The organism is Polyangium sp. 15x6 (genome assembly GCF_029960785.1).
In the GTDB taxonomy this organism is placed as follows: domain Bacteria; phylum Myxococcota_A; class Polyangia; order Polyangiales; family Polyangiaceae; genus Polyangium.
In genome coordinates this window covers 34,292-48,323 of the sequence record NZ_JASBQE010000072.1, presented here as the reverse complement: position 1 = coordinate 48,323, position 14,032 = coordinate 34,292, and the positions used below count along the sequence as shown (strand labels likewise).

The window sequence follows — 14,032 nt, the reverse complement described above, 5'->3', positions numbered from 1 at the left end:
GACGACATGAGCGTCTTCGATTGTGAGCTTCGCGGTTCAGGTGGACCCCATGGTACGATCGCGCATGGCCTATTTTTCCCTGTGGCCATGGAGAAAGCCATGCCGTGGATGAGGCGTCCAATTTCGAGGGATTTGCTGTTCACGCTGCTGTTCGTGCTGTTCGCGTTCGGGGGCTGCTCGGACGAACCGGGTGCGCCTGCGGCGCCTGCGCCGCCGAAGACCTGTCCGGCGGGAGAGATGTTGCTCGAGGATGGACGGTGCCAGCCCGCGGGGCTGCCGCTCGACATGACGTGCCCGCCGGGGGAATGGGAAATGGCGGGGGGCGGATGCGCGCCGGCAGGGTTGCCGCCGGACATGGCGTGCCCGCCGGGGGAGATGGAGAAGGAAGGGGGAGGGTGCGAGCCGGCGGGGATTCCGCCCGAGATGTGCGCGCCGGGGTTCGTGGCGGATGGCAATCGAGGGTGTGAGGCGATTCTGCCGGCGGATCCTTGTCCCGATGGGATGATGGCGGTGCCGGGAGATACGGTTTGTCGTGAGGTAGCGCCGTGCGGGGATGGGGATTGGGGGGACATTCCGGTCGATGGGGCGACGGAGTTCGTGAATGCGGCGTATCCGCTGAATGACAGCGATGGGTCGCAGGAAAAGCCTTGGAAGACGATCAACGCGGGGGTGACGGCGGCGGCGACGGGGGCGATCGTGGCGGTGGCTGCGGGTACGTATACGGAAGATGTGACCATCCAGGGCAAGGCGGTGAAGGTCTGGGGCAGGTGCCCGGAGACGGTGGAGATCAAGGGGGTCAGCAAGGCCGCGGTCATTACGATCTCAGGAAGCGCTGCGGACGCGAGCGAGCTGCGAGGGGCCTCGATCACGGGACCGAATACTGGCATCACCGTGAATGGCTCGAGCAGCGTGATCCTGGAGCGAATTCGCATTCACGACACGGGCCACAGTGCGATCGACGCACGGAATGCGCCCTCGAGCCTGGCGGGAGTCACGCTGGCACATTCGCTCATCGAGCGTGCAACCGTGGCGGGCGTGTACGCGAAGGGGGCGACGATCACGGTCGACCGGTCCGTCGTGCGAGAGACGGCATGCAATACCAGTGGGAGGTTCGGGAGAGGCATCGATGCTGAATCTGAAGGAATGACACGGGCCAATGTCACGGTGAGCGGCTCACGCATCGAACGCAATCACGAGATGGGCATCCTCGTGGGGGGTTCGGACGCGCTGATCGATGCGACCGTGGTGGAGGAGACGCAGCCCAACGGGAATGGGGTGATGGGGATTGGTGTCTTCGCGGAAGCTTTTGGAGCGGAGCCGCGGGCAAAGATCGCCGTGACTCGATCGCTCATCGAAAGAAACCATGATGTTGCCATCTATGTCGGAGGCTCCGATGCCGTCATCGAGGCGACGGTGGCGCGGGAGACCCAGCCGCTCACCAGTGGGCTGTCGGGACTCGGCGTCGTGGCGCTTCCCGAGTCCGACACCGGGGAGTTCGCAAACGTGGCCATCGTGCGCTCACTCATCGATCGGAACCATGAAGCGAGTATCCTGGTTGGCGGCTCGCAGGCTCTGATCGAAGCATCCTTGGTGCGTAAAACCCTGCCCAACGGACAAGGCAAATTCGGGATCGGAGTCCAGGCAACGGACGACATCGATACAGAGAAGCGCGCGAGCATCACGATGCGGGGATCGGTCATCGATGAAAACAGCAAGACAGGGATCATCGTGGAGGGCGCAGATGGACTCATCGACGCGGTGGTCGTGCGGGATAACCTGGGGCATGGCATCGAGGCCGTGAACCGACGTGAAACCGGGCATCGGTCGAACGTCACGGTGCGAGCATCCCTCATCGAGAGGAACTTCGAAGTCGGTGCCCTCGTGCGGGCGTCCGATGTGCAGATCGAGTCGACGGTGATGCGCGAGACGAAGCCCGATGCGACCAACGAGGGATTGGGGATTCACGCGCAGAGCGACGCAGGGCAGCGCGCGAGTTTACACGTGCGCGGAGCGCTCATCGAGAAGAACCTCGACACCGGCATCGCCGTCGACGGATCGGAGGCGTTGATCGAATCGTCCGTGGTGCGCGAGACCTTGCCCCGAGGAGACACGGAGCCGGGCCGAGGGCTCAACGTGCAGGGCGTCGCCAAGGTCGAGCTTCCTACGGAAGTCACCGTACGGGCATCGGTGGTGGAGAAGAACCATGGGCTGGGCATCTTCGTGGCCGGTGCGAAAGCCCTGATCGAGGCCACCGTGGTACGCGAAAACGGGTTGGAGGAAGGGGGAGGTATCACCGTCCAATCCGCCGGCGCAGTCGCACGGACCGGCATCACCGTGCGCGCGTCACTCATTGAAAGAAACCAGGGCCTCGGCATCTTCGTGTCGGAATCGGATGTCCAGATCGAGGCGACGGTGGTGCGTGAGACGCGGCCCGATCCGGATGGCACCTTCGGAAGAGGCATCCAGGTGCAGATGCACCCGAGCATCGGGCAGCGCGCAAACGCCGGGGTGATTGGTTCGCTCATCGAGAAGAATTACGAAGCCGGCGTCTTCGTGGTCAACTCGGAGGCAAAAATCGAATCGACGCTCGTACGCGGGACCATGCCCAACGACTACGGTGAATATGGAGACGGCATCGTCGCGATCTCCGATGTCGATAACGTTTCGAAGTGGGCGGCCTTGCCACCATCGGTCGGAATAACTCGAACCCGATTGGATAGCAACGCGCGCGCCGGCATCGCCAGTTTCGGCGGATCCATCCAGCTCGTCTCCAGCGTCCTCACCTGTCACAAGTTCGACTTGAACGGGGAAGACCAGGCCGGGTATACCTGGTCCTTCGACGGTAGCCGCGACAATTCATGCGGGTGTCCCGAACCCACCGGGAAATGCGGCGCCAAGAGCGCGGGACTCGCGCCGCCGACTCCCTTGGTCGACCCGACCGGGCCACTTCCCCCCCCGTGATCCGCTCCCCCTACGGGCTGATCATCGTCAGGTTCGGCGCACTCGGCACCGAAAACCTCTCCCCCACATCCGTCTGAATCGCCGGCGCATTCTCCACCATCGGCTGCATCCCTCCTGCCGGCAAATTCTGCTGCCAGATCCCCTTCAGTTCGTCCCCTCCACCGAGCGTCACGTTCTTCAAAATGCTCGGCATGCTCCCCATCGTGCCCATGGGCCCGTCGATCAGCACGCTGACCCGACTGCTCCCGCTGATGGTCGCATCCTCGAGCTTCACGCTCGCCTGGTTCCGCCACACAATGCCATGACCCACCGGCTCGCTGCTCGCGCCGTCCGTGGGAAGGTTGTCCTCCAGCGTGTTCACGACCTTCGAACGGCAGAAAATGAACCCCTGCGTCTCCCCCTTGATCCCCAGGCCGACGCCCTTGTTGTTCTCGACCCTGCCGTTATGCAGCTCCGAGACCCCGCCGTCCGCGCCATTTTGAACCCATATCCCGATGCTGTTCCCTCGGATGACGACGCTGTCCTCCGCATCGTCCTGATCCCCGAGCCTCGCCGTCGAAGCGTCGATCAAGATCCCGTACGCGAAGTTGTCCTCGATGCGCAGGTTCCTCGCCTCGATCACCGTGGAGCACGCCGCGATCGAAGCGCCGCCGCCGCCCTTGAACGTCATGAACGACTCGCCTTGAAGCGTCCCTCGGATATCCACGTTGTTCATCACGACATCCGTCGTGAACAGGTCGACGCCACCGACGTGGTTATTGCGGATGATGCTGTCGGTGACCGATAGACTGGGTCGCGCGGCGCACGCGCCGCATCCTCCGCTGCACGTCGTCGCGATGCCCGAGCCCTGCTGGCCCAGGATGACGCTTCCCTCGATCGTCACGGAGGCGCCGTCGTCCGCGAAGATCCCGTACAGGGCGCCGTTTTGCACCGTCGAGCCGACCATCGTGACCTCGGCTCCCGCCTGGACCTTGATCGCCGCCGCCGTCGCGCCGTTCACGCGAACGGACTCCACACGCACGCCCTGCGCGCCGTCGAGCGAAAGCCCGCCGGATCCGATCTCCAGGCCCCGAAGGACCGAGCCCTCGCCAGCCGCGACCGTCACCGCCTTGACCTTCACCTCGTCGGCGCATGGCCCCACGAGGCTGACGCCTCCCGGCAACACGACGGCGCCATAACTCCCCGCGCCGAGCACGATGCACGTGCCGGCCGTGGCTGCGTCGATCGCGGAGCCGAGCTCCCCATCGTCGTCCACCTCGACCGTCTTTGAACACGTGATGTCCGTGGTTGACGCGTCAGCATTGCAAGCCCCCGTTGCGGGGACACCTCGGCATACGCCGCCCTGTTGATCTTCCGTTGCGCAGGTGACGGGCTCGGTTTCTTCCGTGCAACCCGTCGCCAACAGGGAACCAAGGATCGTCAGCGCGAAGGATAGGCAGCGTCGAATCGACATCGTGGACCTCGTCCCTTGGGGGATCAAGATACGGGGGTTTCGTCCGCTTGCTCGAGGAGCGGTGCGACGAGCGAACGCCATTCCATGGATCGTTGCCCGAGGTCCGGGTCGTCCGCAGAACGGTTCAGGATCCGTAGCAAGCTTCGCGCCACGCCTTGCGCCTTCGTATGGAGATCGGAGCCCGGTGTCGCTTTCTTGGCCACCTGCGCGCAGCTCTGGGCGACGGCCGAAGCGACGTCCTTGAGGTAGAACTTCCCCGTTTCGCCGGCGATGGCCAGCGCTCTCGAGCCTGCGTCGAGGGCACCATCGAGGTCGCCCGAGGCGAGGGAAGCCTGCGCGAGGTTCTTGTACATGTCCGCCAGGTCATACCCCGCCCGAGCCTGCTCGCCGAGCCAGACGCTCCTCTTCGCATGTTCGACGGCGGCTTTGGTCTCCGACAAACGCAGCTCGACCTCGGCGAGGTTGCTGTACGCGATCGCGAGCTGGTGAAGATCCCCCGCGCGCTCCTTGAGCCGGAGCGAACGCAGCAGATACTCGCGAGCCCCTCGAAGATCGCCCTTGGCGAGCCTCAATCCCGCGATACCGTTCAAGGCCAGGCTGACCTGATGCGGATGTGCCGATTCGGAGAGCATGCGCGAGACCTGACGAAACGTCCGCTCCGCGGCGCCGAGCTTCTTCTTCCCCAGGAGCGCCACGGCCAGGCCGAGCAGGGTCTCCACCACGTTCATTCTCCACGGCTCGTCGCGGTTGGGAATGGACCGGCAAATGCGGAGCCCCCTCCTCGCCGCCTCGAGCGCGCGATCCGGCTGCTTCAGGCGCCGGTGGAGGAAGACCAGCACGGCCAGCATCGGCGGCGTCTCCTCGTGCGCCCCCGCCTCGGTCGCCCGCGTGATGGCACGCTCGACCAGCGCGCGGGCCGCTTCGAGCGAACCTCGCACCCGCTGGAGCAACGCGAGGCGATAGTCGATCCGCGCATCGAACCGCAGGGCCCGCGCGAAATCGATCTCGCTTTTCGCGCTCGGCTCGTCCCGCGGGATCCGTTCGCGCGCCTGCTCGTAAGCCACTTCGGCTTCGTCGAGGCGCCCGATCCGACGCAGCACGTCTCCGAGCTCGATCCGAACGCGCACGCGATCCGCCGCCGATACGACGATCGGCGTGGCCACCACCCATTCCACGTGCTCACCGAGCTCCTGCTCCGCGCCGAGCTCGTCATGAATGTCTCGCGCCCGCTCGAGGTGCCGAAGCGCCTCCACATTTTCACCGAGCGACGCCGCGTGGTGCGCCGCCCGCTCGTAGGCCGCGGCCGCGCGGGCCAGATCTCCGCCTCGATCGTAATGCACCGCGACGACCGCCGGGCTCTGATCGGCCATCTTGCCCTCGAGCCATTCCGCGACGAGCAAGTGCAGAGGCCCCAGCACCTTGCGGCTCGGCATTTGGTAGGCGACCTCGTACGTGGCCGAATCGACGAACACATACTCCTCTTCGCCCGCGATCGACGACGGCCGGCGGCGGCGGATGAGCAGCCGTTCGCGCAGGACATCGAGGTGCCGCTCGAGGGATCCCTCGGGCCCGACGATGTCCCGGCTGAGGTGCTCGAGCGCGCCCTGCCAGAACGAACGGCCGACGACGGCGGCCCGCATGAGCACGATGCGAGTATCGGCGCCGAGCCGATCGATGCGCTCCTGCACGATGCCCTGGATCGTGGTGGGCAAGGTGAGCTCACCCATTCGATCCTCGTGCACGGTCCAAGGTTTGTCGGCTCGCGCTTCGATCACGCCCGTATCCAGGAGGAGATGGAGGGTCTCCTCGGCGAGCCTCGGAGATCCCTCGGCCCGATCGGCGACGATCTTCATGAGGTCCGGCGGAAGGCTCGGCACGGCGCGCAGCCGATCGCGGATCATCTCCTCGATGAACCGGCGGGGCAGGGGAGTGAGATCGATGCGCTGGTGGCCTTCGCGATCCGCTCCCCATTGCGGCCGACGCTCGAACAGGTCGGGCCTCGTGCCGCACAGGGCGAAAATGGGCAAGTCCGCGCCATCCCGGAGCACGTCGTCGAAGAGGTCCAGGCTCGCATCATCCACCCATTGGAGGTGATTGCACACGAACACGACGGGCGTCCTTCGGGCGGCGAACCGGAGCAGCCGCGAGACGGCAGCCCGGATGCGGGGCTTGACGAGGTTCGACGACTCATCGGGAAAACGATCGCGCGTCGCGCCGGCCTCATGAATCCCGAGAATGACCTCGAGCTGGCGCAGACCATCCTCCAGCTCATCCGCCTCGTCGCTCGGTATTCCGAGCGCGGTGGTCCAATCCCCCGCGCGCTCTGCCGCGGCCGTGCGCATCCGGAACCATCGCAGGCCGCTCCGTAACCTCCGTCGGACCCGCGTGGGAGAATCCCCTTCTTCGGCGCCGAACCGACGTCGCAGCATCGAGGCGAGAAATCCGTACGTGGTATCTCGAAAGAGCGGTGAGCCCTGACCGAGCAGGATCAAGGGGGGCTCCGGGCGCGAAAGGAACCCCGTGAGGATCTCGGACAGGAGCCGGCTTCGTCCGAGGCCCGGCGCGCCGACGAGCGTCACGAGCTGAGGACGGACCTCCGACACGGCGGTCTCGTACGCGTCCGCGATCCAGCGCCGCTCCGCGGAGCGCCCGACGAACTTCGTTTCGAACCCGTAAAAATCCGCAGTCGCAAAAGCGGGGCGCACGCTCGTGGGAGCGAGGACACGGAAAGCGGCGATGACGCCGTCGCCTCCTTCGAGCGGGCTCGGCGGCAGGGGCTCGACGTCGACGAGGCCCATGACCTGCCGGTACGCCTCGCGGCCGATGACGATCGCCCCTTCGGGAGCCATTTGCTGGAGCCGCGCCGCGAGCTCCGTCGCTTCGCCCACGACCGAAATCTCGGCCGAGGAAGTCCCCTCGATCTGCACGAACACGCGCCCGGTCGCCACGCCGATTCGCACCGAAGGGCGCGCTCCCTTGAGCTCCCGCAGCGGAGGTAGGCGCCGCATCGCCTCGCGCGTGCGCATCGCGCTGACGACCCCGCGCTCCACGTCGTTCTCGGCCGCGCGCGGAACGCCAAAAAGCGCGAGCGCCCGATCCCCGACGAGCCGCTGGACAATGCCTCCCAGGCCCTCCACCTGCTCTTCGAGGACGCGATAATGGCGGTCGCATATCTCCTTGAGGCGCTCGGGGCTCCATTTCGCGGCCCCGCGCGTGGCGCCGGCCAGGTCGACGAACATCACCGTGCATACGCGATTTTCGCCCGATGCGGGGAGCCTCGAAGAGACGCTCGGGGGGCCGGTCACGTCATCGTCGCGCTCGGCGTCCGCGCGCGTGGTATGGCTCCGAGCGCCGCTGTCGAGCGCAATCGAACGCCACGTCGGTCGGTCGGTCCTCGGCGCGCGGCGAGGCGTCTCCGCCTGCCAGGGCGCCGCCTCGGGGATGGCCGGGTAGAGGTCAGGGCTGCCATGCGTGCTCAGCGGTGTCACGAAGAGGCCGAGGGGCGGCGTCGAATCGATGTCCCTCCAGCCCATCGCGGGGGGCCTGCCCGTGCCGACGAGCCGCACGGTCGCCGGATCCACGCGTCCACGGAGCTCCGGCATGTCCGCGTCCGGCAGGCCGCACGTCTCGATCAGATTGCACCCGAGCTCGAAGGCGGCCTTGACCGTCTTGCCGCGCGCGATGGCCTGGTAAAACCCGACCGCGAACACGCTCGCCGATCTGTCGTCGATGGGGCCCTTCATTCCGATGACGCAGTCGACGTGCGCCGCGATCGAGGCGGCCTCGGCGGCGCTGAAACACGCGTTGAGCACGACACATCGCTGGGTCTTCAGGATCGCGAAGAGCCGCGCCAAGCTCCCGGCCGACACGGGCGCGGCCTCGCCTTCGGGCGTCTCGAGGAGAAGCCTCCCTTGCCGCGAGCTCGGCGGCGACCCCGAGTCGGGCAGGCCGAACTCCCGCGCCGTTCGCGGGGGGGGCTCGGTGCGGGCAAGCGTGCCATGGCCGCTGAAGTGCACGACATCCGGCTCGTACTCGAGCAAAAGCCGGTTCAGATCCACCGGCGTGACGGCGACCGCGGCCAGGATCTCGATCTCACCGCTCGCCCGCGCGCGCTCGATCTCTGCCTGGACGTCCCGGAACTCCGCGCCGATGCGGAGACGGGACGTGTCGATCCCATTGGCACCGACGAACAAGATCTTCACCGTACGAGCACCTTTCACAGTCGACCGAGACAAGCGCTCGACATCATACCCAGTTCCTCGGCCGCTCCGCGACAACCTTGCGAAGATCCTCCGCCGCGCACGCTGGCAGCCGAGGTGAACGACCACACAGTCAGCGTGCCGGAGGGAGGCGCTTCGCCGGGGCGCTGCCCCGGACCCCGCGGGGGCTATCCGCCCCTCGACCCGGACCAGGGCAAGCCCTGGACTCGGGATGGAAGAACCGCGCGATGCGCGGTTCTTCCAACGGGCCCGTTGGAAGACCAGGGGCAGCGTTGCCAGTTGAAATGGCAGCGCGGCTGTCTCGGTTGGCAGGGTCGTCGCTGGTCTTGCCTCGGGCCTGTTCGATGAACTGCGCATCGCGCAGTTCATCGACCCCGGGTCCAGCGCTTGCGCTGGTCCGGGTCCAGGGGCGGATAGCCCCTGGTGGGGCCTGGGGCAACGCCCCAGCGAGGCCCCTCCCAGATGAGACGTAGCGAGCGGGGGAGCGGGACGGATCTGCGGGCGCGGTCGCCCTGGACGGCATGGCTCGGCCTCGGTGGCTCGCTTCGATACAGGGGGGGTGGCGTCAATCGTGCATTCTCGCGCCATGGAAAGTCGGTCGAAGAACGCTTTGTTTATTGTCAGATGCGCCGCGCGTCCTCGTTCGCGCGCCATGGGTAATTGAGATCATGGAGAGCGTTCATGACGGCACGCGTTGCGATCGTAGGCGGTGGGCCTGGGGGCCTCTTCACCGCGTACATGCTCAATGACAAGCTCTGGGACCGCTGCGCGATCACCCTCTACGAAGCGAGCTCTCGCCTGGGCGGGAAGATCTCGACCGCGAAGCTCGGGCCGGGAGGGCCGGTCTACGAGGCCGGCGTTGCCGAGATTTACGACTATTCGATGATCGGGTACGACCCGCTCCGCACCCTCGTCGAGCACCTCGGGCTCGGCGTCCTCCCGATGTCTGGAGGCACGGTCCTCCTCGGCGACCGGGTCCTTCGCAACATCGCCGATATCCGGCAGCTCTGCGGCGATAACACGGCCAGCTCCGTCGAGGCGTTCCGCGCCGAGGCGATGCGGCAGCTCAGTCGCGAGGACTATTACGACTCGCATTGGACCCACGACAACGCGCATGCGTGGGCCAGAAAGACCTGCCGGGAGATCCTGGATCGCTTGAAGGACGAAGACGCGCGCCGCTACTTCGAGGTCGCGGCCCACAGCGACATCGCCACCGAGCCGCACCTCACCAATGGCCTGAATGGCCTCAAGAACTTCCTGATGGACGTGCCCGGCTACATGCGGCTCTACACCATCGAGGGGGGCATCGAACGCCTCGTCGACCGCCTGAGTGGCCTCGTGAAGGCCGACATTCGGCTCGGGCGGCGGGTCGTCTCGGTCGAGCGCGGCGAACGGGGGTATCGGGTCGTCGCGCGGCATGGGCTCGACCTGGAGGAGGCGGAGTACGATTTCGTCGTGATCGCCCTCCCGCACGATCGGCTATCGATGCTCGAATGGAAGGATCCTCGCCTCGCGCGGGCCATGCAGACGCACGTTGCGCACTACGACCGCCCGGCCCACTACCTCCGCGTCTCCGTCCTGTTCTCGCGCCCGTTCTGGCGGGACGCCGTGCCGGGCTCGTACTTCATGATCGACACCTTCGGCGGCACGTGCCTCTACGACGAAGGCTCTCGTTATGGCGACGCCCCGGGCAAAGCCGTCCTCGGCTGGCTGCTCGCGGGCAGCGCCGCGCAGACCCTGGCGAACAGCGATGACGCGACGCTCATCCGCGAAGTGCTCGACGCCCTCCCTCCGCCCCTCCGGCATGGCCGTGAGCTCGCGCTCGAGGGCCGTGTTCACCGGTGGCTTTCGAGCGTCAATGGCCTCCCCGGAGGGTTCCCGACGCCCGACATGCGCGAGCGCCATGTCCCGGAGCCGAAGCGGCACCCCGGCCTCTTCCTGGTCGGCGACTACCTCTTCGACTCCACGCTGAATGGGGTGCTCGACTCGGCCGACTTCGCCACGGATTGCCTGACCAGCGAAGTGTTCCGCGGCACCTACCTCCCCGAAGCCGAGAAGGCGCAAGACGACGAACCGCAGGCCACGAAGCGACCCCATGAGGACGAACGGCCCGCAATCACCATCGTCGACGGCGCCCCGTCCGAGGACCTCGACCCGGCCTACCACGACTTCTACGACGGCGAGAGCTCCTACGAGGCTTCGTTCAACGAGTACTTCGACGCGCGGTACGTCGTGGACCTCATCGAGATCATCTGGGGCGCGAAGCCTCCGTACAAGCTCCTCGATTGCGGCGCCGCGAACGGCATCACGCTCGAGGAGTTCGCCAAGCTCGACGTCGATGCCTGGGGAATCGAGAAGAGCGCATACATCCACGGCAAGACTGCGAAGAAGTGGAAAGCGCGCAACGCCCTCGGCGACGTTTGTGCGATGCCCTTTCCCGACGATGAATTCGACTTCCTCTACGACACCGCGCTCTGTTACGTCCCGCAGAAGAAGGTCGGCCGCGCGATCCGCGAGATGGCCCGGGTCTGCAAGAGGGGCGTCTTCTTCGGTTCGATCGCCAGCGACATGACCCAGCAGGTGATCGACGCGCACGACCTCTTCTCCGGCGTCAGCACGTTATCGACCCTGTGGGAATGGTCCGAGCAGTTCCTGGCGAACGGCTTCCGTTTCGCCGTCGTCGACCCCAAGCCGCTCGCTTGGGCCTTCGCGCGCGAGCTCTCGGGGAGCCCGGGAGAGCATCCCTGGTATCCGACGGCCGAAGCGATGCGATATTGCTTTTACACGAAGGTGCCTCGCCGACGGAAGAAGAAGTCCCGACGGTAGGGGCAGGAGCGCCGGATCCTCACCGGCAAGCCTTCTCCGCCGCCTCCTTCCCGCGCTCCCCCTCGATCATCTCGCGCGCCCCCTTCTCCGTCGCCAGGCACTCGCGCAGGCTCTCGGGCATCACCCCATCATAGCCGTACGGCAACGCGCTCACGCACCGGCGGGCCCGCGCGCACGCCTCCTCCAGCGCTGGCAATGCCGCCGTCTCTGCGAGCGCCGCCTCCGCCTCCGGCCCCGCGAGCCGCTCCAGCCACGCCGAGAACCCTCCGCGCTGGAGAACGATCTCGGACTTCTCCTGGCGTAGCTCCATCAGCTCGCCCACCGCCTCGTTCTTGAATACGCTCCTCTCGGACGTCGACGACCACTGCGCTGGCCATGCGTCCCAGGGCTCGCCGACCGGCTTCATGAAAGAGCGGCCATCCGTGAAGCAATACAGCGTGCCCAACCCAAAACCCTTCGGCTCGCGTGGCCCTCCCGGCGCTTTCACCCGGAAGCAGCCCGCGAGCGCCGCCGGGAGCGGCGTCCTCGACCATTCTGGAGGCGGCGGATCGGGCGGCCGGAGGCGCTGGCTTTCCCGCAGCCGCTCGCAGAACCCCCCGCGCGCCTGATCACGATCACAAATATCCACGAGGATGTCGAGCTCGTCGCACGCGGTCAGCACCCCCCGCGCGCACGCCTCGCCGATCATCTCGACCCCCCGCACCGCCGTGCGCGGGTCGGACGATAGCCCCGATCCATACATCCAGCACCCGCACATCGAGTCTCGCTCGCAGGCCGCTCGGAGCCTGGTCTCGATCCTCGCTCGATCGCCAGACGTCGCCTCCTTTTGCCAGGCGAGCGTGAGGCAACCCCAGGCAAATCCCTTCTCGCACGTCATGCGCAGGAGCTCCATGCCCCGCGCCGGCCCGCCGCCCTCCTTCGGGTGCTTCGTGTGCCACGCCGCGAGCGCCACGCAGGCCGCCATGTCCCCGTCGCCGCAGCCTGCCTCGCACGCTTTGGGGTCCGTGCTCGCACAATCGTCGCTCGTGATCGGGCAATCCACGGTCTCGACGCCGGGACGCGGGCGAAAGGGAATGCTCTTCTCTTCGGCGGTTGCTCTCGCGGCGGGAGGTCGGGGGCCCCCGCCGCATGCCGCCGCGAGGCTCCCGATCGCGAGGGCGAAGAGCACGGTCACACGGAGCGGCGAGACGGGCTTCACGAGCTCCTTTTATCGTCGCAGGGAAAAAGCGTCGATACCGAAATGCCATCGAGCCCAGCCGTCCCTCGGCGGACCTCTTCGGCGTCGACCTTGCCCGCGGCGCGGGTCCAGCTGTTCGAGAGGCGCCAGAAGACGGCCGCGACGATCAGCGACGTCACGCCGAAGACGGCCGGAAAGAGCACAAACCCATACGTGCGGCAGAGCTCTATGACGAGGCCGCCGAGCACGTTGCTCGCGCCCCCGCCGACGCCCCAGGCCAGCATCGCCAGCCCGAAATACGGACCCGGCGTCGCGCCCCGCGCCTGGATCGACTCGTTCACGAGGACCTGGACGATGGGCACGAAGCAGAGCTCGCCGAGCGTGAACAGGGCCATGAACAGCAAGGGTGTGGCGTTCGGCAGCCACGCCGCCGCGCCCAGGGAGAACAGCGCCAGGCCCATGCAAGCCGCGCCGATCGCGACGCCGTCGAGCTTCGACCGGCCGCGTTCCTCGTGAAAGCGCACCATCCAGCGGTTGATCCGGTAGCCGAGGAGCACCACCATGGCCGCGTTCAGCGAGAACATGGCCGAGACCGCGCTCGCGCTCGTGCCGGCGCCCTCCATCAGCAGCACCGGGACGATGACGTGCATGAGGCTGAAGAGGAACCAGATCATGGGCAGCACCAGCACCAGCGACCGGAACCGCCGGTCCGCCCACGCGCCCGCGAGGCCCCGGAAGGACGGGCGCCCGTCCGACGGCCCGAGGACGCGCGCCGGAAAGGGGAAACGGAGCACGAGCGATGCGCCCGTGGTGAGGCATGTCAACGCCGCCAGGCCATGCAGCGCCTGGAGCGGCACGCCGCAGGCGATCGCCGCCGACGACAGCAGCGGCCCGCAGGAAGCGGCCAGATTGAAGACGACATAATTGAACGCGAGCGCCCGGCTGCCTTCCTCTTTCGTCGCGCTCACCTGCACGAGCAGCGTCGAGCGGCAGACGGCGTCGAGCCCGCGGCCAAACCCGAGGAGGGTGAGGCTCGCGCCGTGGTGCCAGACCTCGTGCGCGAGGCCGGTCGCCCCATAACCGACGACCGAGAGGGCCGTGCTGAGCGTCAGGCAGGCACGGGGGCCGTATGCGTCGACGAGCGCGCCGCACACGGGCCCCATGCAGCGCATGCTCACGAGAAACAGGAGCATGACCACGCCGATGCCGAGCGGCGCGATACCCTGGCGGTGGAGCTGCACGGCGAGGACGCTCGTGAACATGAACTGCGCGGCCGTGTTCACCCCGAAGCTGCCGAAGAGCCAGCGGTGCCTCGCCGGGAAGGCACGGTCGTGCTGGGTACCGAGGAGCCGGCTCAGGAGGTTCGTGTGGACTGCCATGGTGGTCGCTTGCCGC

The 14,032-nt window shown here is 67.0% G+C and carries 6 protein-coding genes; 2 read left to right on the top strand and 4 right to left on the bottom strand.

From position 1 onward, the window contains the following. Window positions 1–87: 87 nt before the first annotated feature. The gene (locus QHF83_RS37250; RefSeq protein ID WP_282422809.1) at window positions 88–2,961 is read left to right on the top strand and encodes a right-handed parallel beta-helix repeat-containing protein; all 2,874 of its coding nucleotides are present in this window, start codon (window positions 88–90) and stop codon (window positions 2,959–2,961) included. Window positions 2,962–2,971: 10 nt separating this feature from the next. On the opposite strand, the gene QHF83_RS37245 is transcribed toward QHF83_RS37250, so the two are convergent. Continuing rightward, window positions 2,972–4,216, bottom strand: a complete 1,245-nt coding sequence (locus QHF83_RS37245; protein WP_282422808.1) for a right-handed parallel beta-helix repeat-containing protein — start codon at window positions 4,214–4,216, stop codon at window positions 2,972–2,974. Window positions 4,217–4,437: 221 nt separating this feature from the next. Further along, complete coding sequence (locus tag QHF83_RS37240) at window positions 4,438–8,616, bottom strand: tetratricopeptide repeat protein (RefSeq protein WP_282422807.1); 4,179 nt, start codon at window positions 8,614–8,616, stop codon at window positions 4,438–4,440. Between the two features lie 699 nt (window positions 8,617–9,315). Between QHF83_RS37240 and QHF83_RS37235 the strand changes: the two genes are divergently transcribed. Then, window positions 9,316–11,460, top strand: a complete 2,145-nt coding sequence (locus tag QHF83_RS37235) for an FAD-dependent oxidoreductase (RefSeq protein ID WP_282422806.1) — start codon at window positions 9,316–9,318, stop codon at window positions 11,458–11,460. 19 nt (window positions 11,461–11,479) lie between these two features. Here the strand turns inward: QHF83_RS37235 and QHF83_RS37230 are convergent, their stop codons facing one another. Next, window positions 11,480–12,658, bottom strand: coding sequence for a hypothetical protein (locus tag QHF83_RS37230; RefSeq protein ID WP_282422805.1), 1,179 nt, complete (start codon window positions 12,656–12,658; stop codon window positions 11,480–11,482). After that, window positions 12,655–14,016, bottom strand: a complete 1,362-nt coding sequence (locus QHF83_RS37225; RefSeq protein ID WP_282422804.1) for an MFS transporter — start codon at window positions 14,014–14,016, stop codon at window positions 12,655–12,657. The genes QHF83_RS37230 and QHF83_RS37225 overlap by 4 nt, the downstream gene beginning before the upstream one ends. Window positions 14,017–14,032: the final 16 nt, after the last annotated feature.

What these genes read in the sequence shown, in the direction of transcription:
- QHF83_RS37250 (WP_282422809.1), top strand. Translation starts at nt 88, where the DNA reads ATGGAGAAAGCCATGCCGTGGATGAGGCGTCCAATTTCGAGGGATTTG.
- QHF83_RS37235 (WP_282422806.1), top strand. Translation starts at nt 9,316, where the DNA reads ATGACGGCACGCGTTGCGATCGTAGGCGGTGGGCCTGGGGGCCTCTTC.
- QHF83_RS37225 (WP_282422804.1), bottom strand. Translation starts at nt 14,016, where the DNA reads ATGGCAGTCCACACGAACCTCCTGAGCCGGCTCCTCGGTACCCAGCAC.